This is a genomic window from Photorhabdus tasmaniensis (assembly GCF_011189505.1).
Lineage (GTDB): Bacteria > Pseudomonadota > Gammaproteobacteria > Enterobacterales > Enterobacteriaceae > Photorhabdus > Photorhabdus tasmaniensis.
On sequence record NZ_PUJU01000014.1, the window covers coordinates 36273 to 57391 of the forward strand.

Below are 21119 nucleotides of genomic sequence, written 5' to 3' on the forward strand. Positions count from 1 at the left end.
ACATGTTTAACCGAATGAAAATAGTGACCGGGTTGATGGCGGTCATCATATTATTTGGTGCTCTGCAATTTATATCTGGGGGACTTTTCTTCCATGAGTTGAAAGGTAATAAAGAAAACCTAGAAATATTGGATAAGATGCGTGAGCAGCAGACATTTTTGAATGACACCTGGGTTAATTTGCTACAGGCTCGTAACAATCTAAACCGTGCTGGCATTCGGTACATGATGAAGGATGAGGGCGTTGACAATTATTACACGATGGAACAGTTGCTGACTGATGCAAGAAGTAACTTGTCTATAGCAGAGCAGCGTTTTGAACAATATGAACAGACGGCTAAATTGCCTATTCATGAATCAGAAAGCCTTAATCGTCTAAAAAAAGCCTATGATGTTTATATTTCAGCACTTCATGAACTCATTGTCCTGATTGAACATGATCGAGCGGTGGAATTCTTTAATCAGCCAACGGGCAAATATCAGAGTGCTTTTGAGGAAGAATATAACTTCTATCTGACTCAAAACGATCATCTCTATTCTGATGTTGTATTTGATGCGAGTGTATCCTACAGAAATGCAGTGATTATGCTGGGTATTATCATACTGATCCTAGTTTCAGCGATGATTTTTAGTTGGGTTAGCATCAAGCACAGTTTGCTGAACCCATTAAACAAATTATTGGAGAATATTAAGTCACTTTCTACCGGTGATTTGACACAAAATATCACTGTTTCAGGCAAGAACGAGATGAGCATGTTAGCGACTGGCCTGAAATATATGCAGAAAGAGTTTATCAATACGGTTAGTAGTGTTCGTCACAGCAGTGAAAATATTTATAACGGAACCAGTGAAATTGCTGCCGGGAATAATGATCTCTCTTCGCGTACTGAAGAACAGGTGGCTTCTTTGGAAGAAACCGCAGCGAGTATGGAGCAATTGACGGCAACGGTAAAACAGAATGCTGAAAATGCCCGTCAAGCAAGTAACCTGGCTGACAGCGCCTCTGAAATTGCCCGCCAGGGTGGGAAAGTCGTGGCGAATGTTGTACAGACGATGCATGAAATTGCCGGCAGTTCTCAAAAGATTTCCGATATTACCAGTGTTATTGATGCTATAGCGTTTCAGACTAACATTCTGGCGCTTAATGCTGCGGTAGAAGCTGCACGTGCCGGTGAACATGGGCGTGGTTTCGCTGTTGTGGCAGGAGAAGTCCGTAATCTTGCACAGCGTAGTGCTGAGGCAGCAAAAGAGATCAAAGCATTAATAGAAGATTCAGTTAGCCGCGCGGATACCGGTTCTGTCCTGGTTGAAAGTGCCGGTGAAACAATGAACGATATTGTCAGTTCAGTCACCCGGGTAACTGACATTATGGGTGAAATTGCATCTGCATCTGATGAACAAAGCAAAGGGATAACTCAGGTTGGCCTGGCTATCTCCGAAATGGATCGTGTAACACAGCAAAATGCTTCTTTAGTTGAACAATCAGCTGCGGCTGCGGCTGCACTGGAAGATCAAGCGGCTGGATTGAAAAAACTTGTTTCTCTGTTTCAGTTACCAAATCTTGACGATAAGTCTCAACCAGAAGCGAAAACTGAGCATTTACCTGCGGTTAAGACTCTTCCTGCTAAATCGAATCCCCACGAGTTGAAGAAAGTCAGCAATATGGAAGAACAATCTAATTGGGAAACATTTTAAAACACTAAGTGATAACCACGGCTGCATATGCAGCCGTTAACCGAGGTGATTACATGTTAGGCAGGCTTCGTATATCAACCAGTTTATATCTGTTACTGATGATGTTTTGTCTGATGCAGATAATCTCAAGTGGTTTATCACTTGGGATCATTCACACAGACCAGACTTATATTGAGCGGATTGATCTGGGAACACAGAAGAGAGACACTTTAGGATTGAGCTGGGCGGCTTTGCTGCAATCGCGTAATACACTGAATAGAATCGCTGTAGGAAAAACGCTGCAACAATCTGAAGCCCATATTGACAGTATGGTTGCTAATGTTAAGGAGACGCTGGATAAGGCAGAGATGCATTTTGCGGAATTTATCGCGCTGCCTAAATTAAATGAAGAGGATAGCAGCAGTGTATTGCTGGCATCCGTGGAAACCAGCTACAAGGAATATATCAATGCACTCAGGGAACTCTCTGCTTTCTTGGAGCAGGGTAATTATGATGCATTTTTAAACCAGCCAACAGAAAAGTATCAGCAGCAATTGGAATCTGATTTCAACCAATATATGCAGTATATCGGAGAAGAAATTAAGACTGCCGTTCAGGATGGTCGCTTTTATTATCAAATTGCAACTGCCATGTTTGCAGGAGCGATCCTAATGGTACTGGTAGTTGCTTGGGCAGCCCATTGGTGGTTAAAAAGAAATCTGCTCAAACCATTCGCTAATATGAGAAGTCACTTCCAGAATGTTGCAGAAGGAAAACTGAATAAAGAGGTTTCTGTTTTCACCCATGATGAAATTGGTGAAGTATTCTTCAAATTACGTGAGATGCAACGTTCACTGGTGAGTTCCATTACTTCGGTGAAAGAGAATACTAACCTGATGTATAGCGGTATTCAGGAAATTACTCAGGGTAATACCGATCTCTCTTCCCGCACGGAAGAGCAGGCGGCATCACTGGAAGAAACCGCCGCAAGTATGGAACAACTGACGGCAACGGTAAAACAGAATGCTGAAAATGCCCGTCAGGCCAGTGAATTAGCCGTATCTGCATCAAAAACAGCCTCTAAAGGTGGTGAACTGACAACGAACGTTGTGGAAACGATGGATGCAATTGCCAATAGTTCACAGAAGATCAGTGCAATTATCAGCGTTATTGATGGCATTGCATTTCAGACTAACATCCTGGCACTCAATGCGGCAGTAGAAGCTGCACGGGCAGGTGAGCAAGGCCGTGGTTTCTCTGTTGTTGCGGGTGAAGTCAGGGATCTCGCTCAACGAAGCGCCGAAGCGGCAAAAGAGATTAAAACATTAATTAGTGAATCCGTTCAGCGGGTAAGTCAAGGTTCTGCATTGGTCAGTGATGCAGGGAAGACCATGAATGAATTGGTCGCCTCAGTAAACCGGGTCACAGATTTGATGGCCGAAATTGCTGCGGCATCCGATGAACAAAGTCGAGGTATTCATCAGGTGGCACAAGCAGTTACACAGATGGATCAAGTTACTCAGCAGAACGCGGCATTGGTTGAGCAGTCAGCTGCGGCAGCGGCGGCACTTGAAGATCAGGCCGATATTCTGGTTAAGACAGTAGCACAGTTTGAATTACCGGATAATTCAGGAAATAAACTTGAGAATGAACTTTTACTTACGCTGAGATCTGCGGATAGCGGAGGCGCGGTCAGTCAGACTCGCTGAGGCCAGATGAAATCAAATTTAATTGTTTCAGCGGCCAGTTTGCCGTCTTCGCCACTGAATTACATGATTCAGCGTTATACCCTGTCAGATGCGCATTTTGAGCGCATCTGCCAGTTTATATATCAACGTGCTGGCATTGTGCTTGCTGCTCATAAACGGGAGATGGTCTACAACCGTTTAATTCGGCGTTTACGAGTGCTTGGAATACGTGATTTTGGGCAATACCTGTTCATTCTTGAGAACAATACTGATAGTGAGGAGTGGCAGGAATTTATCAATGCGTTGACGACTAACCTGACGGCTTTTTTCAGGGAAGCGCATCATTTCCCTTTGTTAGCTAAACATGCAAGTAAGAATGATAGTTCGTACCGGGTGTGGAGTGCGGCAGCATCTACAGGGGAAGAGCCGTATTCAATTGCAATGACGCTGAGTGATGTATTGGGGCATCGTTTTCAGCGGGTAAAAATTATTGCCAGTGATATTGATACCAATGTACTGGAAAAGGCACGTAAAGGTGTTTATCGGCTGGATGAGTTGCGCCAACTGACAGACCAGCAGAGAAAACGTTACTTTTTTAAAGGTGTGGGATCTTATGAAGGTTACGCCCGTGTCCGGCCACAACTTGCTGACATGGTGACATTCCAGCATTTAAACCTGTTAGACCCCAATTGGCCGCTTGAGGGTAAATTTGATGCTATCTTTTGCCGTAACGTAATGATTTATTTTGATAAAAATACGCAGGAACGGATACTGCGCCATTTTATTACTTTGTTAAAACCCGATGGGTTGCTCTTTGCCGGGCATTCCGAAAATGTCACTCAAATAAGCCAGGAATTCTACTTGCAAGGACAGACCGTTTACGGTGTAGGTCGGGCAAGGAGAGGTTATGAATAAGATAACTGTCCTTTGTGTCGATGATTCAGCGCTTATGCGCCAAATTATGCGAGAGATTATCAATAGCCACTCGGATATGGAGGTCGTGGCTTGCGCCCCCGATCCACTGGTGGCACGCGATCTGATTAAAAAACATAATCCACAAGTACTCACACTGGATGTTGAAATGCCACGTATGGATGGCATTGATTTTTTGGAAAAATTAATGCGTTTACGGCCAATGCCTGTGGTTATGGTTTCTTCTCTGACTGCCAAAGGCTCTGAAATCACATTAAGGGCATTGGAGCTTGGGGCCGTTGATTTTGTCACCAAACCTCAATTAGGTATTCGTGAAGGAATGCTGGCTTACAGTGAGCTTATTGCGGAGAAAGTGCGGACGGCGGCACAGGCTAAATTATCGGTGCAAACAACCACATTGGTAAACTCTGCTCCTTTAAGTTTTAAACCTCTGTTATCCAGCGAAAAACTGATTGCAGTAGGTGCATCTACTGGCGGAACGGAAGCGATAAAGAATTTGTTGCAACCGTTGCCGGTAACCAGCCCGGCACTACTGATTACGCAACATATGCCTCCGGGTTTTACCCGTTCTTTTGCTGAACGACTGAATAAACTTAGCCAAATTACAGTAAAAGAGGCCGAAAACGGTGAACGGATTTTGCCAGGGCACGCATACATTGCTCCAGGTGATCGCCATATGGAATTGTGCCGTAATGGTGCTGATTATCAGGTTCTGATAACCGATGTACCGGCTGTTAATCGCCATCGTCCGTCTGTGGATGTGTTGTTCCGGTCAGTAGCTAAATTTGCTGGAAGAAATGCTGTTGGTGTATTACTGACAGGAATGGGCAGCGACGGGGCGGCGGGTTTGCTGGAGATGAAGCAAGCCGGAGCGTACACATTGGCACAGGATGAGGCGAGTTGCGTGGTGTTTGGTATGCCAAGAGCTGCAATACAAATGGGGGCGGTGGATGAAGTCATGGATATCCTCAAAATGAGCAAGAGAATGCTGGCAAAAATAAGCTCGGGGCAGTCTGTCCGTATTTAACGGCTGGCGGATAAATTTAATTTTTTTAAGCGGCTCTGTGCTGACTGGTAAATAATTTCAAGGAGTTTTTATGGCGAATAAGGATCTTAAATTTCTGGTGGTTGATGATTTTTCAACCATGCGTCGCATTGTTCGTAACCTTTTAAAAGAATTGGGTTTTAATAATGTAGAAGAAGCTCAGGATGGGACGGAAGCCCTGACTAAGATTCGCTCATCTCAATTTGACTTTATTATCTCTGACTGGAATATGCCTAATATGGATGGTCTGGAGTTGTTAAAAGTGATTCGTGAAGATGCGCAATTGGCTAAGATACCCGTTTTGATGGTGACAGCGGAAGCGAAGAAGGAAAATATCATTGCCGCCGCGCAGGCTGGGGCGAGTGGTTATGTTGTTAAACCTTTTACCGCAGCTATTCTGGAAGAGAAGCTCAATAAAATATTTGAAAAATTGGGCCTCTAAGGAGACATAATGAGTGTAAATCCAGTCATGCCCAGAGGTGAGACCATTAGCACCAGTGAAATTATCAGCCGGATTGGTCAGCTTACGCGTATGCTGCGTGATAGTTTACGTGAACTGGGATTGGATCAAACGATCGCTCAGGCGGCTGAGGCAATACCTGATGCAAGAGAACGTCTGGACTATGTTGTGCAGATGACCGCGCAGGCAGCCGAGAGGGCGCTTAACTGTGTTGAGGCGGCGCAACCTCGTCAGAATGAGTTGGAATCGTCGGCAATTTCACTGACCAAACGTTGGGATGAGTGGTTTGAAAATCCAGTTGAATTACCTGTGGCTCGCTCATTGGTTACGGATACCCGGAATTACCTTAATACTGTACCTGAGCACACTGCTTTCACTAACGCTAAATTGCTGGAGATCATGATGGCACAGGACTTTCAGGATCTTACCGGTCAGGTTATCAAGCGGATGATGGATGTTATTCAGGAAATAGAAAAACAGTTAGTAATGGTATTGATGGAAAACATACCCGCAGATCAAGTAGCGAAATCGAAAAAAGAGGCTGATAGCTTGTTAAATGGTCCGCAGGTGAATCAAAATGGCGTGGGTGTTATCGCTAATCAGGCCCAGGTTGATGATCTACTGGATAGCTTAGGTTTCTGAATAAAAGTGGCAGGGTGAGCCTGCCACTCAGGATTAAAGGCTTCCTGTAAAGTCCTTTAATAAGCAAAAATATCGCTGTGGGTGAATAACGGCGAGAATCAATTAACCCGCATCAGAAAAGATATTTGAATCTGGCGCGTGCACCGTAGCGCTGATCGTTGTTACTGTTGGCGATTTTGTTGTCAGCATCGGCCTCCAGCATAGAGACATAAGCGCCAAGATAGAGATTAAAATTCTGCATATTCATGATGTCAGGGATCAGATATGACATATGGATGGTGCGGATGTCGTATTTGCCCGGCTCACTGAAAGGATGGTTGATATGTGCCGTTATATCGTCAGTGTTGAATTCTTTGATATTGTTGTGGGCATAGATATAGCCCAGTTCGAAGCGGTGCCATGTGACATTGATTCCGGCGGTGAAGTTTTGTTCACCTGAAGCATCCAGATAGGCGGTGTTCAGGTTAGCGACAATGCCATCATCGGGATTGGCCACCAGACCGTTCCAACTCAGCGTCATGCCGTAGCCATTGCGTCTGGATTGATCAATCCATTGCCCTTGGGCATTCTGATAGCCGTAAGCGTTGTTGACCACATTACTTTCCATCGCTATTGCTGCACTGAACTGATCTTTTTTCCAGGCTGCTACGGGCCGTAGATAAGCAACATTTTTCTTATTATCCAGTGTATTACCATGGTAGGTATTATCCTGGAATAGCGAAGTACCATCTTCGAGCAGTGTGTTGAGTTCGAAATACCAGTTGCCGATGTGTTTGCTTAACATCAGGTTGCCGCCATTGTTACTGCGGCCACGTCCTTCTTTCAACATATAGATATAACCGAAACCATCGGCATACAAATCGTTGGCCGTATTGCCGGAGTACTGAATAAAGGTGTCCTGGTTGAGTGGAAACATATCGTAGGCTTCGAAACGCCCAATTTTGGCCTGCCAGTTTTTCTCATTGCCGAAGAAGAAAGCAGCGTCGTCAAGATTCATTTTGCCGGTCATGTCTGCTAATGGTTGCACACTGAAACCGGCGAAGTCGCCGTTCTGGTTGCGACGGTAACCGTCCAGTCCAATTAATATGCGGCCATTAATATTCCAACGTTCTTTGTCGCCGGGTTTCCAGTTTTTGTTTTCATTGGTTTTCAATGAAGTAAGCTGACCGCTTCGGCTGGTGCTGTCGAGATTGAATTCTACATCGCCATACAGTTTGAGATCACCGAAGTTGTTCAGTTGTAAATTACGGGTTGATGAAGCGTTATTTTCTAGTGAGCGAGTGGGTTGTTGTGCTACCTGTACAATGCCTTGAGCGGTTTCGCTGGTGTGTTTCTCCAGAAGTTGTGCGCGTTGCTCGGCGGCTGTGGCTCGTGCTTCGGCTTGGGTGGCGCGTTGTTCTGCCTGTTGCAGCCGTTGCTCTAGTGCGTCAAGACGTGCTTCGATGCTGGTAGCGGGTGAAGTAAAGGCAGAGGTTGAAAAGATTAATCCTGGTGTGACAATCAGATAATGAAGGTTCTTCATGATACTCTATCCTTTGGGATATTTAGTCATTATTCTCTATAACATCGTTAAACTGGTTTTTAGGCTAAAAGATAATTGAGTTAAGTTAGCTGATGGTAATCAATTACTTATTAGTAAAAATCGCCATAAGTCGAAAATCCTAAAGGGCTTTAAGATATTAATCAAGTGTATTTGGCGCGGCAATATAACTTGTTAACATAGGGATAAAGTAGGATGTATTTGATTCCATTATTATAGAAGTAATCTATACCTGTTGAAAATATAAATTTATTTAAATAAAACCATTTGAAATTATATTTTGTTTTATTATTTACCATTTAAATGATTGATAGTATATTCAAATGGTTGCGAAATACATTTTTATATGTTGATATGCCATTCATTGCATGATGGCACCCACGACATCAGATATCATAAATTTAACTAAATCAAATTGTTAAATGACATCAGTGCCTTTTTGTGATCACTCCCTCTATTACGACAGATTCTTTTATGATAAAACATAAGAGATAATAAACTAACTTTTTGTAAAATATCACGATTAATGCGGTGTGATTTTATAATTTCAACGTGATGTATTATTCGATACAGTGAGGTCATTATTGACATTCATCACAAAATATAATGAATTTTGATGTGAGCATAAAGTCTTAAGTTCGATTGATATAATGGGTGCTATTATTGGATCTATGTTTTGGTTAAATATAAGAATACCTTAACGAAGAGCTTGTCGGAATGATTTGATGATTAAAATGATTTAGCAAAGTAATGGTTCCAGTATCTTAATCATTGCAGGATTCAAAGATATAGGTAAAAACCTGTTTTTTTAATCGTAACGTAATCATGGAAATGCTGGTGTTTATTGGCTCCGCTCTTAGCGAATGGCTATTGTTCATCGGTTGGAGTTTTTTAAATGGTATTACATTGTGTTCAGGACAATGCTCAGAATTCGGGAAACACTGCGACAGTCAAAGCTATTCATCGTCATGGAGATAATCTTACTCACCACGTCAGGCGCATAAATTTTATTAAAAATTGTGACCACATATCGCCATCTTTCGCAATCCGTGTGGTGGGATTACCCGTGTTCACTTCTTTATCGGGATCTTATAGTCTCTCAGGCAGTTATGATAGGGGACTACCCCGAGTTTGCTTCTTTAATTAGGCACTAAACGCAATAACGACAACTACCACGTTAACTATTTGTGAGGAAAAAGAGAGTGATAGATGTACAGATCAATGAAGTACCTCTTAAGGAACACAGCCCTTCAATGGATAATTGTCTGGATGAGCAAAAGTTACTTTATGACATGCTGCTGTCACGGGAAATTGATAATCGTAGTGCGTTAGTGACGCGACAGGGCCGTGCTTGGTTCCATGTGTCGGCTGCTGGACATGAAGGGCTGGCAGTGTTGCCGCAGCTGATGCGAAAGGATGATATGCTGGTTCCTTACTATCGTGATCGGGCATTAGTCTTAGCGCGTGGTATGTCTACTGTTGAAATGGCAAGAGAATTGATGGGAAAAGCCACTTCTCACTCAGCTGGCCGGACCATGTCCAACCATTTTTGTGACAAAGAGAACAATATCTTTTCAGTAGTCAGCTTGACCGGAACCCAATGTATTCCCGCCGCTGGAGCCGCCTGGGCAAGTGCGTTGGACAATAAAAATGGGCTTGTCGTGTGTGGTGTCGGCGATGCAGCAACTCGGCAGGGAGAATTTTATGAAGCGGTCAGCTTTGCGGTTGAAAGGCGTTTGCCCGTAGTTTTTGTGGTTTCCGATAATAAATTAGGCATTAGTACATCAACAGAGGCAATGGCACCGTATCGATTGGGAATTTTTAACGAGTGCTTGATTCGTCGGGTTGATGCCCGTAGGCCGGAAATCCTGTTTCCTGTTGCACAGGAGGTATTCAATAAGGCGCGATTTGAGCGAACTCCTTGCATATTGGTTTGTCGTATGGATCGGTTAGATTCTCATTCCAATTCAGATTCTCACAAACTGTACCGTACCCAGGATGAACTGGAGGCACTACAGGATCCTATTGAAAATTATGTCGCCTATTTAAAGGAAAAGGGGGCGCTTAGTGAGCAGGCGTTGGCTGAACAAAAAGAGAGCATTAAAGCTGATGTCGCAGAAATATTTGAGCGTGTTTATCACGAGGAAGAGCCTGATCCTGAAAGTGTAAGTACCTATTTGTGCAATCGTCAGGGGGCTCCTGTCGTACATGTTGAGATGGAAGCCGAAGAGACACAGGTTAAAGCCGTCAATCAGGTTTTGGATGAGGCGTTGAGTCAGCATCCGAATGTGCTGTTATTTGGTGAGGACATTCAGGATCCTAAAGGTGGTGTTTTTGGTTTCACCCGCGGTTTATCCACCCGTTATCCTGATCGTGTTATTAATGCCCCCCTTTCTGAAGCCACGATTATTGGCTCATCTGTTGGGTTGTCCGCTTGTGGTTGGCGTCCGATTGTTGAACTGCAATTTATCGATTTTGTTGGGTTGGGCCTCAACCAGTTACAGTCACAACTTGGCACTTTAAGTTGGAGAACGGTGGGGAAATGGCGCTGTCCGGTGGTGATATATGCGCCTTATGGCGCTTATCTCCCAGGAGGCGGTATATGGCACAGCCAGAGCTCAGACGGTATCTTAGCGCATATTCCCGGTATTAATGTGCTTGTTCCAACGACACCCGCCGACACTATTGGGTTGTTCCGTACAGCGTTAAGTCTGGATATGCCGAGTCTGATCCTGATCCCTAAACACCTGATGAGAGAGCGTCATGAGCGCCGGCAGGTGAATCCAGTGCCTCTTGGTCAGGCAAATATCGTCAGGGCAGGAAAGGATATTACGCTGGTTGCTTGGGGAAATACTGTTCAACTGGCGACTATGGCTGCGCTTCAGGCGGAAAAAAACAATATTGACATTGAAGTGATTGAATTACGTAGTCTGGTACCTTGGGATAAACAACGGATTGCGGAATCTTTGCGCAAAACCGGGCGGCTTATCGTTGTACAAGAGGATACCCGGACAGCCAGTGTTGGTGCATCCATTATTGCTGACCTTTTGGATGAGAATGACAATTTCTTCTCCTTACTGGCACCTCCGCGCCTGGTGACGCGTGAAGATATTCATATTCCTTTTAATCCTTGTTTAGAGAAAGCTGTTTTGCCCGGCACGGATGACATTTTGGCCTCCGTATATGCGGTAATGAGCTAAGGAGAACTTATGGCACAGTTGCTTATTCCCCCGATGGGAGAAGGAACCACTGAAGTCGTCATTACCCAATTACTTAAGCAGGTGGGAGATCATGTCAAGCGTGATGAACCTGTTTATGAAATGGAGACGGATAAGGCCGCTTTTACCATTGAATCTGATGTTGAGGGGATCTTGGAAAAATGGCTGGCTGCGGAAAATGATATTATCCCTGTTGGATCGCCTATTGCGGTCATCAGAGCTGTCGGTGAGTTGGCAGAGCCTTCCCCTGTCAGTGAAGAGTTGACGCCTCCGCCCGTTAGCGTGGAAAAAGTGGAGGCTGCTCCAGAGGTATCTGCTGCTCCTGCGCGTATTCCGCCTAAAACCCGTCTGTATGCACAAGAACACCAAATTGAGCCTCACATTCTGAGTCAACTGGTGGAAAAATACGGGACATTATTGCCCAGCCACATTGATGACTACCTGAAGCACAGCGAAACCAAATCGCCGGGAAATGACCATTTCGAAGATGACAATATTGGTTTTCTGTCAAAAGATCAGCAGCGCCTTAATCGTGCGTTACGGCTGAATAGCGGTACGGTACAACCTTGTTGGGCAGCTAAACCACTGTCGATTGAGCTGGTTGATAACGCCATTCGTCATCTAACTGAGAACTCCGGGCAGCAAGAGTGGATAACGCCGTTTCAGGTAATCACTTACGCAGTTTCTCAGGCGCTGAAAAAATTCCCGATGCTGCGCTCAAGGCCGCTGGATCAGGAACGTTATCATACTTATACCGATATCAATCTGGGTATTGCTTTTCTGGATGAAAAAGGTGACTTGAGTTCATTAAAAGTGGCGGGAACACAGGTCATGGGCTTTTTCGAGTTCAGGCAACATCTAAATAGCGTACTTGATCCTGATGCTCAAAAAGTGCCCGTTGATATAGATGTTCCCATGATGATCTCGTATACCGGCAGCGATGGAGCTACCTCGGCTGTACCGCTTATCGTGCCCCCATCTCAGTCAACATTATTCATCGGTGCTCCGCACAACAAAGAAATGAACCTCGTTCTGGCATTCAACCACTATTTGCTAAATGGGGTAGAAGCGGCTGAATTTCTTACAGAGATTGCTGCTGAAGTTCGCGTTCTGTCTGGGCCGCAATCTGTCGCACATCAGATGGAAGGTCAATCCGCTAAACCGGTTGCTGGGCAGTTACGCACACTCCTGGCTGACTTCCTGAATTGGGACGAGGATTTTACTGAATCAATGATGCAACGCACCTGGGCTGATTTGGGTATTGATTCGCTGAAAGCGGTAAAACTTGCGGAGCTGATGTCAGTACGTTTTCGCCGAAAATTATCGCCCACGCTGTTCTGGCGTTATAGCTCACCGCATCGGTTGATTGAGTATCTTGACATTTCCAGAACTGAAGTGGCCGAGAAGAAACATTCTTTAGATGACTTTATTAATGCGGTGCGTTGTCTTGATGGTGAAGCAGCATTAGGATTGCAGCGCCTCATAGAGGGAGGTAAGCATGGATAATCTGTATCACATATATCATTCACTAAGCCCGGAGGAACAGCGGATAGCTAAATCCGCCTTGCTGGAGCATTTAAGCTCCATGACTCCATCAGTAAACAGTTCAGGTGATACGAAACAGATGCCTATTGCTATTGTGGGCATGGCCTTCCGACTACCTGGCGCGGAAGATTCCCCGGAGCAAATGTGGGAGATCATCAGATCTGGACGCAGTGTGATAGAAGAGATCCCGGAGCAGCGGCTTGCGTCTGGAAAACCTTACATTATTCCGCTGCCTAAAAAAGCATTAAAAGCTGGGTTGCTGAATAATATTGATGGTTTTGATGCGCCATTCTTTGGTATTTCTCCGCGAGTGGCCGCCATGATGGATCCGCAGCAGAGAATGCTATTGGAGCTGACTTGGCAAGCGATAGAAGATAGCGGTACTAATCCGCTGAATTATTCGGGATCAAAAACCGGTGTTTTTATTGGCTCGTGCAGCAATGATTATCGTGAACTTGTCGCAGCTGATATGGCAATGGCAAATGCTTATGCAACGACGGGAACACTGAATTGCCTGCTGGCAAACAGGTTGTCATTTTATTACAACTTTGTTGGTCCTAGCTTGCAAATTGACACTGCGTGTTCAAGTGGATTAACGGCGCTGACTCAGGCGGTAAATTCATTGCGTTCTGGGGAATGCCAGCAGGCGATAGTTGGCAGTATTAATTTGTTAAGCAACACATTTAACATGGCTGCTTATTACCGGGCGGGAATGTTATCTAAGGATGGTTGTTGCCGAGTTTTTGACGCGGACGCCAATGGCTTTGTCCGTGGTGAAGGCGCGGTGTGCCTGTTTTTGAAAACGCAAAAACAGGCATTGGCGGATCAGGATCCTATTTATGGATACGTTCGGGCATCGGCGGTAAATCATGGCGGGCGTGCTAACTCACTGACTTCACCTAACCCTGAGCAGCAGATTGCATTAGTCAATGATTGCTTGCAACAGGCTGGAGTCTCTGCGGAGCAAATCAGTTATTTAGAAGCACACGGTACGGGAACGTCACTGGGCGATCCAATTGAATTTAATGCACTTAATGAAGTCTTTAACCATGGTCAGTCAGGAAAAATGTTGCAGCCTTGCTATATTGGCTCAGTAAAAGCCAATATTGGGCATTTAGAGGGTGCTGCGGGGTTAGCGGGTATTGTTAAAGTTTTATTGATGTTGCAGCATAAATCCATTGTACCTTGCGCAGCATTTCAGCGTCTGAACCCTGAAATTGATAGCGTTGACACGCGTTTACAACTGGCTACAGAGGAAAACGCCTGGCAGGTGGATGCAGGGCAAAAACGTTTTGCTGGACTCAGCTCTTTCGGATTGGGTGGAAGTAACGCTCATGTTATTTTGGAGGAGGCGCCGACCAAAGTTCAGCAACAGATTAAAGCCAGTTCGGAGAGATATTATTATCCTATCGCGGCCAATAGCCAGGCCTCGTTGCAAAAAATGGTGGTTATGCTGGGAGATTTTATTGAGAGCGATGAAAACATCGATCTGCAAGCGGTTAGTTGGACATTGCAGTTTGGCAGGGCGGCGCTCCCCCAGCGGGCATTGTTTGTTGCAACATCACGGCAGGATCTCCTGAACCAACTCCGTGATTTTGCTTCGTCTGCTGCAACTAAAGAAGATCAATGGCTTCATATGGCGGAGGACGATTCTCGATTCTTATGGTTACAAGGTCAGGATATAGATTGGCGTACTTGCTGGCCTTCCGGGCAGAAACCGTTACGCATTCGACTGCCCAAATATGCTTTTGAACATCGGCGTTACTGGTTACCTAACAACGAGTCTGTGGTTGAAAAACCGTAGTTGGGGCCTCTCTTTTCCGCATTAAATTCCCTGTTGTAAAACAGGGAATTTATCAGGTCTATTAACCAACCCATTTAAAGAGTGAGAAATGTTTTCTCTTCATCGGAAATTTTAAATAGCGTATTCCGTGCTTTTCGGCGACGGTTATTAAATGAGTTTACCGATTTATTTAAACACCATTTAAATAGATATCGAACGGTAAACTGTTTTTTTTCGGTGATCCGTTAACTGAGGATAAAAAGCGGGTATCCATTAATGCCAGATTTTGAAAAGGTACAGAGTAACTAAAAACGGTTTATTCCCTTTCATGTTTAATGTATTTATCAACGATGTTATCCGAAAAACCATAACAGGATATCTTTATACACCAAGCTATTTACGGATTGATTTATGAAGATAAAAGACGGATAAAAACTTTTCATACTTGCCAGTAAAACAACGCCAATAAAGATAAAAAGCGAATTGGTTAAACGTAAAACACAATGTATCATGATGATTAAACTTAATAAAAACCAAGTGTTAAAAACAGTAAAAACAACGGTTAAAACTTTATTATGCAAGTTTTAATCAAAGGTTAAAAACCTACCCATCATAAATCTATATTTGTACTGAATTTAACGTATACATGGTAAAAAAAATATTTTGCAGTATCATAACTGGGCAAGCACATTGGCCACTATTTATGGGCCGTTTAAGGAGGTGATATGAAAAGAATAGGGTTTTTATTGTTGGTGTTATTCTTCGGCATGGCTGTTTTCCCTGCGAGCGCGGACTATGGGCACTCTAACTGCCACCAAGGGCCGTATATTAAATCGGGTACGTGGATAAAGCGCTTTGACAAAATGACCCTGGCGGTTGTGCCAACCAAATGTGGTCGCAATATTCGCTTAAGTAAAACCGGTAAGGCAAAGGCAAAGGAAAAGGCATTTGAGGAACTGAAGCATAAGTTCGGGAAGAGCAAATACTGGTACAATACGAAAGGTATGCGTAATCAGTTCGACTGCCACGTGGATATTGCCAGTAAAAAAGATAAATGGAATCTCGATCCTTACCGTAAATATGTGGGGTATGCGGCAACGAAAAAAGCTGGTTGCAATCCACAATAATATCGTAGTAAAAAAGGAGCTGAATCAGCTTCTCAGACCGCTGACAAACCTCGTTGAAAAGAACGGGGTTTGTTTTTTTTCATGATGAAAAATGTTGATAGAATTGCTATCGCGGGTGAAAACGGCTGTGGAAAATCAACGTTGTTAAAATTAATGGCGGGTAAAATCGCTCCGGTTCAGGGAGAACACACCATCACAACGCCTGATGGATCAACACTTTTCTTTTCTCGATAAATCGCAGTCGGCGCTGTATAACTTTCAAATACAGTCTCCAGGGTGGCGGGAAGATCAATACCGGACACGTCTTGCGCTGTTGCACCCGCCCTTTTATTGTTGGATGAACCTGATAACCATTTGGATATTGAATCCAGAGAGTTGCTACAGCAGGCGCTATGTCATTATACCGGAGCTATCGTGTTGGTATCTCATGATGATACTTTTATTGAGAAAGCAGGGATATTACATGAGATAAAACTCCCGAAAATCGTTACTCATAGTTGATAAATAGAAACGGCTTCATTAAGAGCATCACCGCAAACAGGATCTTATTACCGGAGCGATAATACGAAATATTTTATCCAAATGAGATCGTCATTGCTTTGAACTAGTCTTGTCATTTGTCTTGATCCCACAAATACCCCGCCAAATTTCTCATTGTTCCAGCCATCGAATTTTTTCTCTTTTGTCATGCTAGCAGTTATTTAATTCCATATTTTCTGACCGACAACGTTTTAGACGCTGACAAGGAAAGCCGTGGCTGAAGATAGCGATCTTGAGAAAACAGAAGAACCCACGCCCCATAAACGGGAAAAAGCCCGGAAAGAGGGGCAGATAGCTCGCTCCAGAGAGCTGAGTTCCATATTGATGCTGACCAGTGGCCTGAGTTTGCTCTGGATGAGCGGTCAATCAATCACTCATGAATTGTCGCTGATGGTGTTTGAAGGTTTTAACTTCGATCACCGCATGGTCAGCAATGATAAGCAGATGGTTCAGCAGATTGGCAGGTTGCTCCGGCAAGCTGTTTGGGCTTTGTTGCCGGTTTTTGCCGGATTAGTGTTTGTTGCGTTAAGTGCTCCGGCGCTATTGGGTGGATTAGTATTCAGTACAAAATCCATCAAATTTGATACGAAAAAATTGAATCCTATTTCTGGTCTGAAACGTATTTTTTCAATGAATGCGTTAGCTGAATTATTCAAAGCGTTACTTAAAGCAGGATTTGTCGGAATTGGCGCTGCTTTATTTCTTTGGATGAACTGGCCTGCCATGTTACGGCTGATCGCGCAACCACCTCTGCTGGCGCTGGATGATGCAATGCAAATGCTGGTATTCGCCGGTTATGTGGTGGTTTTCATGTTGATACCGATGGTAGCTTTCGATGTCGTGTACCAGATATACAGCCATCTGAAAAAACTGAGAATGACTCGACAGGAAATAAAGGATGAATTTAAAGAACAAGAGGGGGATCCACATGTTAAAGCGCGTATCCGTCAACAACAACGGGCAGCTGCCCGTCAGCGTATGATGGCGGATGTACCGAAAGCGGATGTGATTGTCACTAACCCAACTCACTATGCTGTCGCCCTGAAATATGACGACAAAGCGATGAGTGCGCCAAGGGTATTGGCGAAAGGGGCGGGGATCATTGCATTGCGGATTAAAGAAATAGGTACAGAAAACCGCATTCCATTACTTGAGGCGCCGCCACTTGCCAGGGCGCTTTATCGCCATAGTGAAGTTGGGGGACATATCCCCGCGACACTTTATGCGGCGGTAGCGGAAGTGCTTGCCTGGGTCTACCAATTGAAACGTTGGAAACGGGAAGGCGGCTTGAAGCCGAAGAAACCTGAAAATCTGCCAGTGCCGCCAGCACTGGATTTCGCTGGAGAAAATAATCGTCATGGCTAATCTGGCCTCTATACTTCGTTTACCGGGCAATATGAAAGGTTCGCAATGGCAAATTCTTGCCGGGCCGGTATTGATCCTCATGATTTTATCGATGATGGTACTGCCGTTGCCGCCATTCATGCTGGATTTGCTGTTTACGTTTAATATCGCGCTATCAATTATGGTATTGCTGGTGGCGATGTTTACCCGACGTACTCTGGATTTTGCTGCATTCCCGACAATACTGTTGTTCTCAACTTTACTGCGTTTGTCTCTTAACGTGGCTTCAACCCGTATCATTTTATTGGAAGGGCATACCGGCTCTGCGGCGGCGGGCCACGTTGTAGAAGCATTTGGTCACTTTCTGGTTGGCGGTAATTTCGCCATTGGTATTGTGGTTTTTATTATCCTAGTATTGATTAACTTTATGGTGATTACCAAAGGTGCAGGGCGTATTGCCGAAGTTGGTGCCCGTTTTGTGCTGGATGGTATGCCAGGTAAACAGATGGCGATTGACGCTGACCTGAATGCCGGATTGATCGGTGAGGAGGAAGCGAAGAAACGCCGTGCGGAAGTGACGCAGGAATCGGATTTCTATGGTTCGATGGATGGCGCCAGTAAGTTTGTGCGCGGCGATGCGATTGCCGGATTAATGATCTTGGTTATCAACGTCGTCGGCGGCTTAATCGTTGGTGTGGCCCAGCATGGCATGAGTCTGGGGGATGCGGCGGAGGTTTATACCCTGTTAACCATTGGTGATGGCCTGGTGGCGCAGTTACCTGCCCTGATTATTTCGACTGCGGCTGGTGTGATTGTTACCCGCGTGGCGACGGATCAGGATGTTGGTCAGCAGATGGTGACTCAACTATTCGATAATCCCCGTGTGTTGATGTTGAGTGCGGGGGTTCTCGGATTATTGGGCATGGTTCCGGGAATGCCCAATTTTGTTTTCCTGCTGTTCACTGCGGCGTTAGCAGGTCTTGGCTGGTATCTCTATCGCCGTGCTGATGGCCCGGTGATGAATGCGGAAAAACCAAAAGTGGAAGAGCAACAGCAGGCATCAGAAGCTTCATGGTCTGATGTTCAGCTTGAAGATCCGCTGGGAATGGAAGTGGGATATCGCCTGATCCCGATGGTTGATTTCCGTCAAAATGGCGAATTACTGGGGCGAATCAGTGGTATTCGGAAGAAATTTGCTCAGGAGATGGGATATTTACCCCCGGTGGTTCATATTCGTGACAACCTTGAACTGGCTCCGGCTGGTTATCGTATTCTAATGAAAGGCGTAGAAATTGGTCGCGGTGAAGCGCATCCGGGCCGCTGGCTGGCAATAAACCCTGGCGGTGCCGTAGGGGAATTGCAAGGTGATATCACCAAAGATCCGGCTTTTGGACTGTCTGCGGTTTGGATTGATGATAGCCTCAGAGAACAGGCGCAGGTTCAGGGTTATACCGTGGTTGCTGCCAGTACGGTTGTGGCTACCCATATGAATCATCTGTTGACGCAATATGCTAATGAGTTATTTGGCCGCCAGGAAGCTCAACAACTGTTTGAACGCGTCAGTCAGGAGATGCCTAAACTGACCGAAGACTTTATCCCCGATATCGTCAGTTTGACAACCTTGCATAAGGTTCTGCAAAACCTGCTGTCCGAACAAGTGCCGATCCGGGATATGCGGACAATTATTGAGACACTGGCTGAACATGCTCCAGGACAAACTGATCCTTATGAACTGACATCTGTGGTCAGAATCGCGCTTGGCCGGGCGATTGCTCAACAGTGGTTCCCGGGAGCGAAGGAGATTCAGGTTATTGGCTTAGATGCCGGTCTTGAGCGCGTATTAATTCAGGCGTTGCAAAACGGTGGTGGTTTGGAGCCGGGATTGGCGGATAATCTGCAAGGGCAGGCAACGGAAGCACTGCAACGTCAGGAAATGTTGGGTGCTCCTCCGGTATTGTTGGTTAATCACGCATTACGCCCGTTATTATCGCGTTTCTTGCGTAGAACTTTGCCGCAATTAGTGGTTTTATCTAATCTTGAAATCAGCGATAACCGTCAAATTCGAATGACGGCAACTATTGGTGGTAACGGATAGATATATCAATAAAATAGCAGGCCATTTTATTCCCAAAATGGCTTGCTATAGTCATCTCTCGACAGTAATGGTCGTTTTTAGTCATCAAAAACCTGCCGGAGCAGATTGGTTAAAAATAAAAACCGTAGTTTATGAAGTAAACCTCATTTAAGTCTCTCAGGATTTTCCTCTCTGATTCACCCAGATCGTCCTTTGTGTATTTTTTATAAAATAACATCTATATCAATAGGATTATATGCAAAATATTACTGAAACTCGCGATGTTTATCGTCAATTAATAACGCCTTACAGTCCTCAGTAAAATATCGACCTCAATGAATATCATATTTAAGTGTGCCATATAGTATATATGAAGTCATCGTTGATATTAATCTCTTTAAGATTACACAAAAGTCCAAGGGTCTGATCTAACATATTGATTATATAAATATTTATTGGTGCTGTATGAGTTGGGTAACAGAAGAATCCAAGACATTAGATGCTCTTTGTAAAATATTAGCAAATCAATCCATAGTGCAGTTGTTGAGATAAATGGTATAGGTGTTATTATAGCGGAATAAAATTCTAATAAATTAATTTGAGTTTAAGATAATTGTTTATTTAATCATATATTTATATTTATATTTATATTGATTTTTTCATCTTGATATAAATTTAAACATAAATAGATTGATCTATATGTTATTTATTTACGATATGATTTTTATTTGAAATTCGTGAATGATAATATTATATCCGTAGCTGCTATTAAGAAATTTTCGAAATAGTTCAAAAATAGATCAAATTATACTGAGTAAGAATAATAAATAACGGGCTAAACAGTCGAATATTGAATAAAAGGAATGATAAAGGAAAGATAAAAAATAACACACCAAATTTGGTGACGAAAAAATAAAATTCAGTAATATTTGCCGCTCTAAACAATTCAAAAGGATGAGAGTTAAATATGTATAAAAATATGTTAAAATCCGTAACATCAGGAAAAACAGAAAACGGACCTCAACTAAAAGGAAATGAGGGTACATATGACACATCAATATTAAAAGGCAGCCCGGTAGGGCGAAGGGATATTGGAAATTCAGCACCACTACCCGCTCAGGCAGAAGTTTTTCAAAAAGTTGTCGATGAAAAAATAGAAAGCTTCAAAACCAAGGGAAATCCAATCTCAATCGTTGTTTGGCGTAATAACCAGACAGGGCTTACCCACATATTGGATGGTCAGCATCGATTTATTGCTGCATGCATACTTGGAGTACCCGTTAATTTGACATGGAAAAAGTTCGGTATACCCCCTAATCAGATAGACTGGAGTGGTACAAAATTCTCAAATGCAATACCGGCCAAGACCAAGATATTTGGAAAATAATCAATTAAGTTAGTTTAATGTGTATTAGACGCGACTTGATCTGATACAGGAATTTGAAAGATTGAGAGTTACCGGTTTTGATATAGATGTCGAAATCTTAAATAAAACGTGCGGTAACTC

16 protein-coding genes are annotated in these 21119 nt (G+C 44.0%); 15 read left to right on the top strand and 1 reads right to left on the bottom strand.

The genetic code is table 11. The features are described from left to right. Positions 1-2 precede the first annotated feature (2 nt). The 6 genes from C5471_RS08590 (at position 3) to cheZ (ending at position 6441) form a co-directional block, all read left to right on the top strand. Positions 3-1694, top strand: coding sequence for a methyl-accepting chemotaxis protein (locus tag C5471_RS08590; RefSeq protein WP_133815919.1), 1692 nt, complete (start codon positions 3-5; stop codon positions 1692-1694). Between the two features lie 53 nt (positions 1695-1747). Then, positions 1748-3382, top strand: a complete 1635-nt coding sequence (locus tag C5471_RS08595) for a methyl-accepting chemotaxis protein (protein ID WP_133815918.1) — start codon at positions 1748-1750, stop codon at positions 3380-3382. A gap of 6 nt (positions 3383-3388) precedes the next feature. Then, the gene (gene cheR, locus C5471_RS08600; protein ID WP_133815917.1) at positions 3389-4276 is read left to right on the top strand and encodes a protein-glutamate O-methyltransferase CheR; all 888 of its coding nucleotides are present in this window, start codon (positions 3389-3391) and stop codon (positions 4274-4276) included. Further along, positions 4269-5321, top strand: coding sequence for a protein-glutamate methylesterase/protein-glutamine glutaminase (locus C5471_RS08605; protein ID WP_133815916.1), 1053 nt, complete (start codon positions 4269-4271; stop codon positions 5319-5321). Before cheR ends, C5471_RS08605 begins: the two co-directional genes overlap by 8 nt. Before the next feature lie 70 nt (positions 5322-5391). Next, a complete protein-coding gene (gene cheY / locus C5471_RS08610; protein ID WP_133815915.1) occupies positions 5392-5781 on the top strand; it encodes a chemotaxis response regulator CheY in 390 nt (129 codons plus the stop codon). A gap of 9 nt (positions 5782-5790) precedes the next feature. Then, positions 5791-6441 carry a protein phosphatase CheZ gene (gene cheZ, locus C5471_RS08615; RefSeq protein WP_133815914.1) on the top strand — a complete coding sequence of 217 codons (651 nt, stop codon included), beginning with the start codon at positions 5791-5793 and terminating at the stop codon, positions 6439-6441. Between the two features lie 112 nt (positions 6442-6553). Here cheZ and C5471_RS08620 read toward each other — a convergent pair whose 3' ends face one another. Then, the gene (locus C5471_RS08620) at positions 6554-7963 is read right to left on the bottom strand and encodes a carbohydrate porin (protein WP_133815913.1); all 1410 of its coding nucleotides are present in this window, start codon (positions 7961-7963) and stop codon (positions 6554-6556) included. A 1220-nt stretch (positions 7964-9183) separates the two neighbouring features. Between C5471_RS08620 and C5471_RS08625 the strand changes: the two genes are divergently transcribed. The 9 genes from C5471_RS08625 (at position 9184) to C5471_RS08665 (ending at position 20999) form a co-directional block, all read left to right on the top strand. Further along, positions 9184-11181, top strand: coding sequence for a thiamine pyrophosphate-dependent enzyme (locus C5471_RS08625; protein ID WP_133815912.1), 1998 nt, complete (start codon positions 9184-9186; stop codon positions 11179-11181). Between the two features lie 9 nt (positions 11182-11190). After that, positions 11191-12705, top strand: coding sequence for a biotin/lipoyl-containing protein (locus tag C5471_RS08630; RefSeq protein WP_133815911.1), 1515 nt, complete (start codon positions 11191-11193; stop codon positions 12703-12705). Next, a complete protein-coding gene (locus C5471_RS08635) occupies positions 12698-14548 on the top strand; it encodes a type I polyketide synthase (protein ID WP_133815910.1) in 1851 nt (616 codons plus the stop codon). The genes C5471_RS08630 and C5471_RS08635 overlap by 8 nt, the downstream gene beginning before the upstream one ends. 704 nt (positions 14549-15252) lie before the next feature. Beyond that, positions 15253-15654, top strand: a complete 402-nt coding sequence (locus C5471_RS08640) for a DUF2599 domain-containing protein (RefSeq protein WP_133815909.1) — start codon at positions 15253-15255, stop codon at positions 15652-15654. An 81-nt stretch (positions 15655-15735) separates the two neighbouring features. Beyond that, on the top strand, positions 15736-15888 hold the full coding sequence (locus tag C5471_RS08645; RefSeq protein ID WP_133815908.1) for an ATP-binding cassette domain-containing protein: 153 nt from the start codon (positions 15736-15738) through the stop codon (positions 15886-15888). Positions 15889-15930: 42 nt separating this feature from the next. Then, positions 15931-16155 (top strand): hypothetical protein, encoded by a 225-nt coding sequence (locus C5471_RS08650; RefSeq protein ID WP_207627263.1) that lies wholly within the window; start codon positions 15931-15933, stop codon positions 16153-16155. 252 nt (positions 16156-16407) lie between these two features. Continuing rightward, positions 16408-17559 (top strand): flagellar biosynthesis protein FlhB, encoded by a 1152-nt coding sequence (gene flhB, locus C5471_RS08655; RefSeq protein WP_133815907.1) that lies wholly within the window; start codon positions 16408-16410, stop codon positions 17557-17559. Beyond that, positions 17552-19633 carry a flagellar biosynthesis protein FlhA gene (flhA, locus tag C5471_RS08660; protein ID WP_133815906.1) on the top strand — a complete coding sequence of 694 codons (2082 nt, stop codon included), beginning with the start codon at positions 17552-17554 and terminating at the stop codon, positions 19631-19633. The genes flhB and flhA overlap by 8 nt, the downstream gene beginning before the upstream one ends. A gap of 946 nt (positions 19634-20579) precedes the next feature. Next, entirely contained in the window at positions 20580-20999 is a 420-nt protein-coding gene (locus C5471_RS08665) for a hypothetical protein (protein WP_133815905.1), read from the top strand. Positions 21000-21119 lie beyond the last annotated feature (120 nt).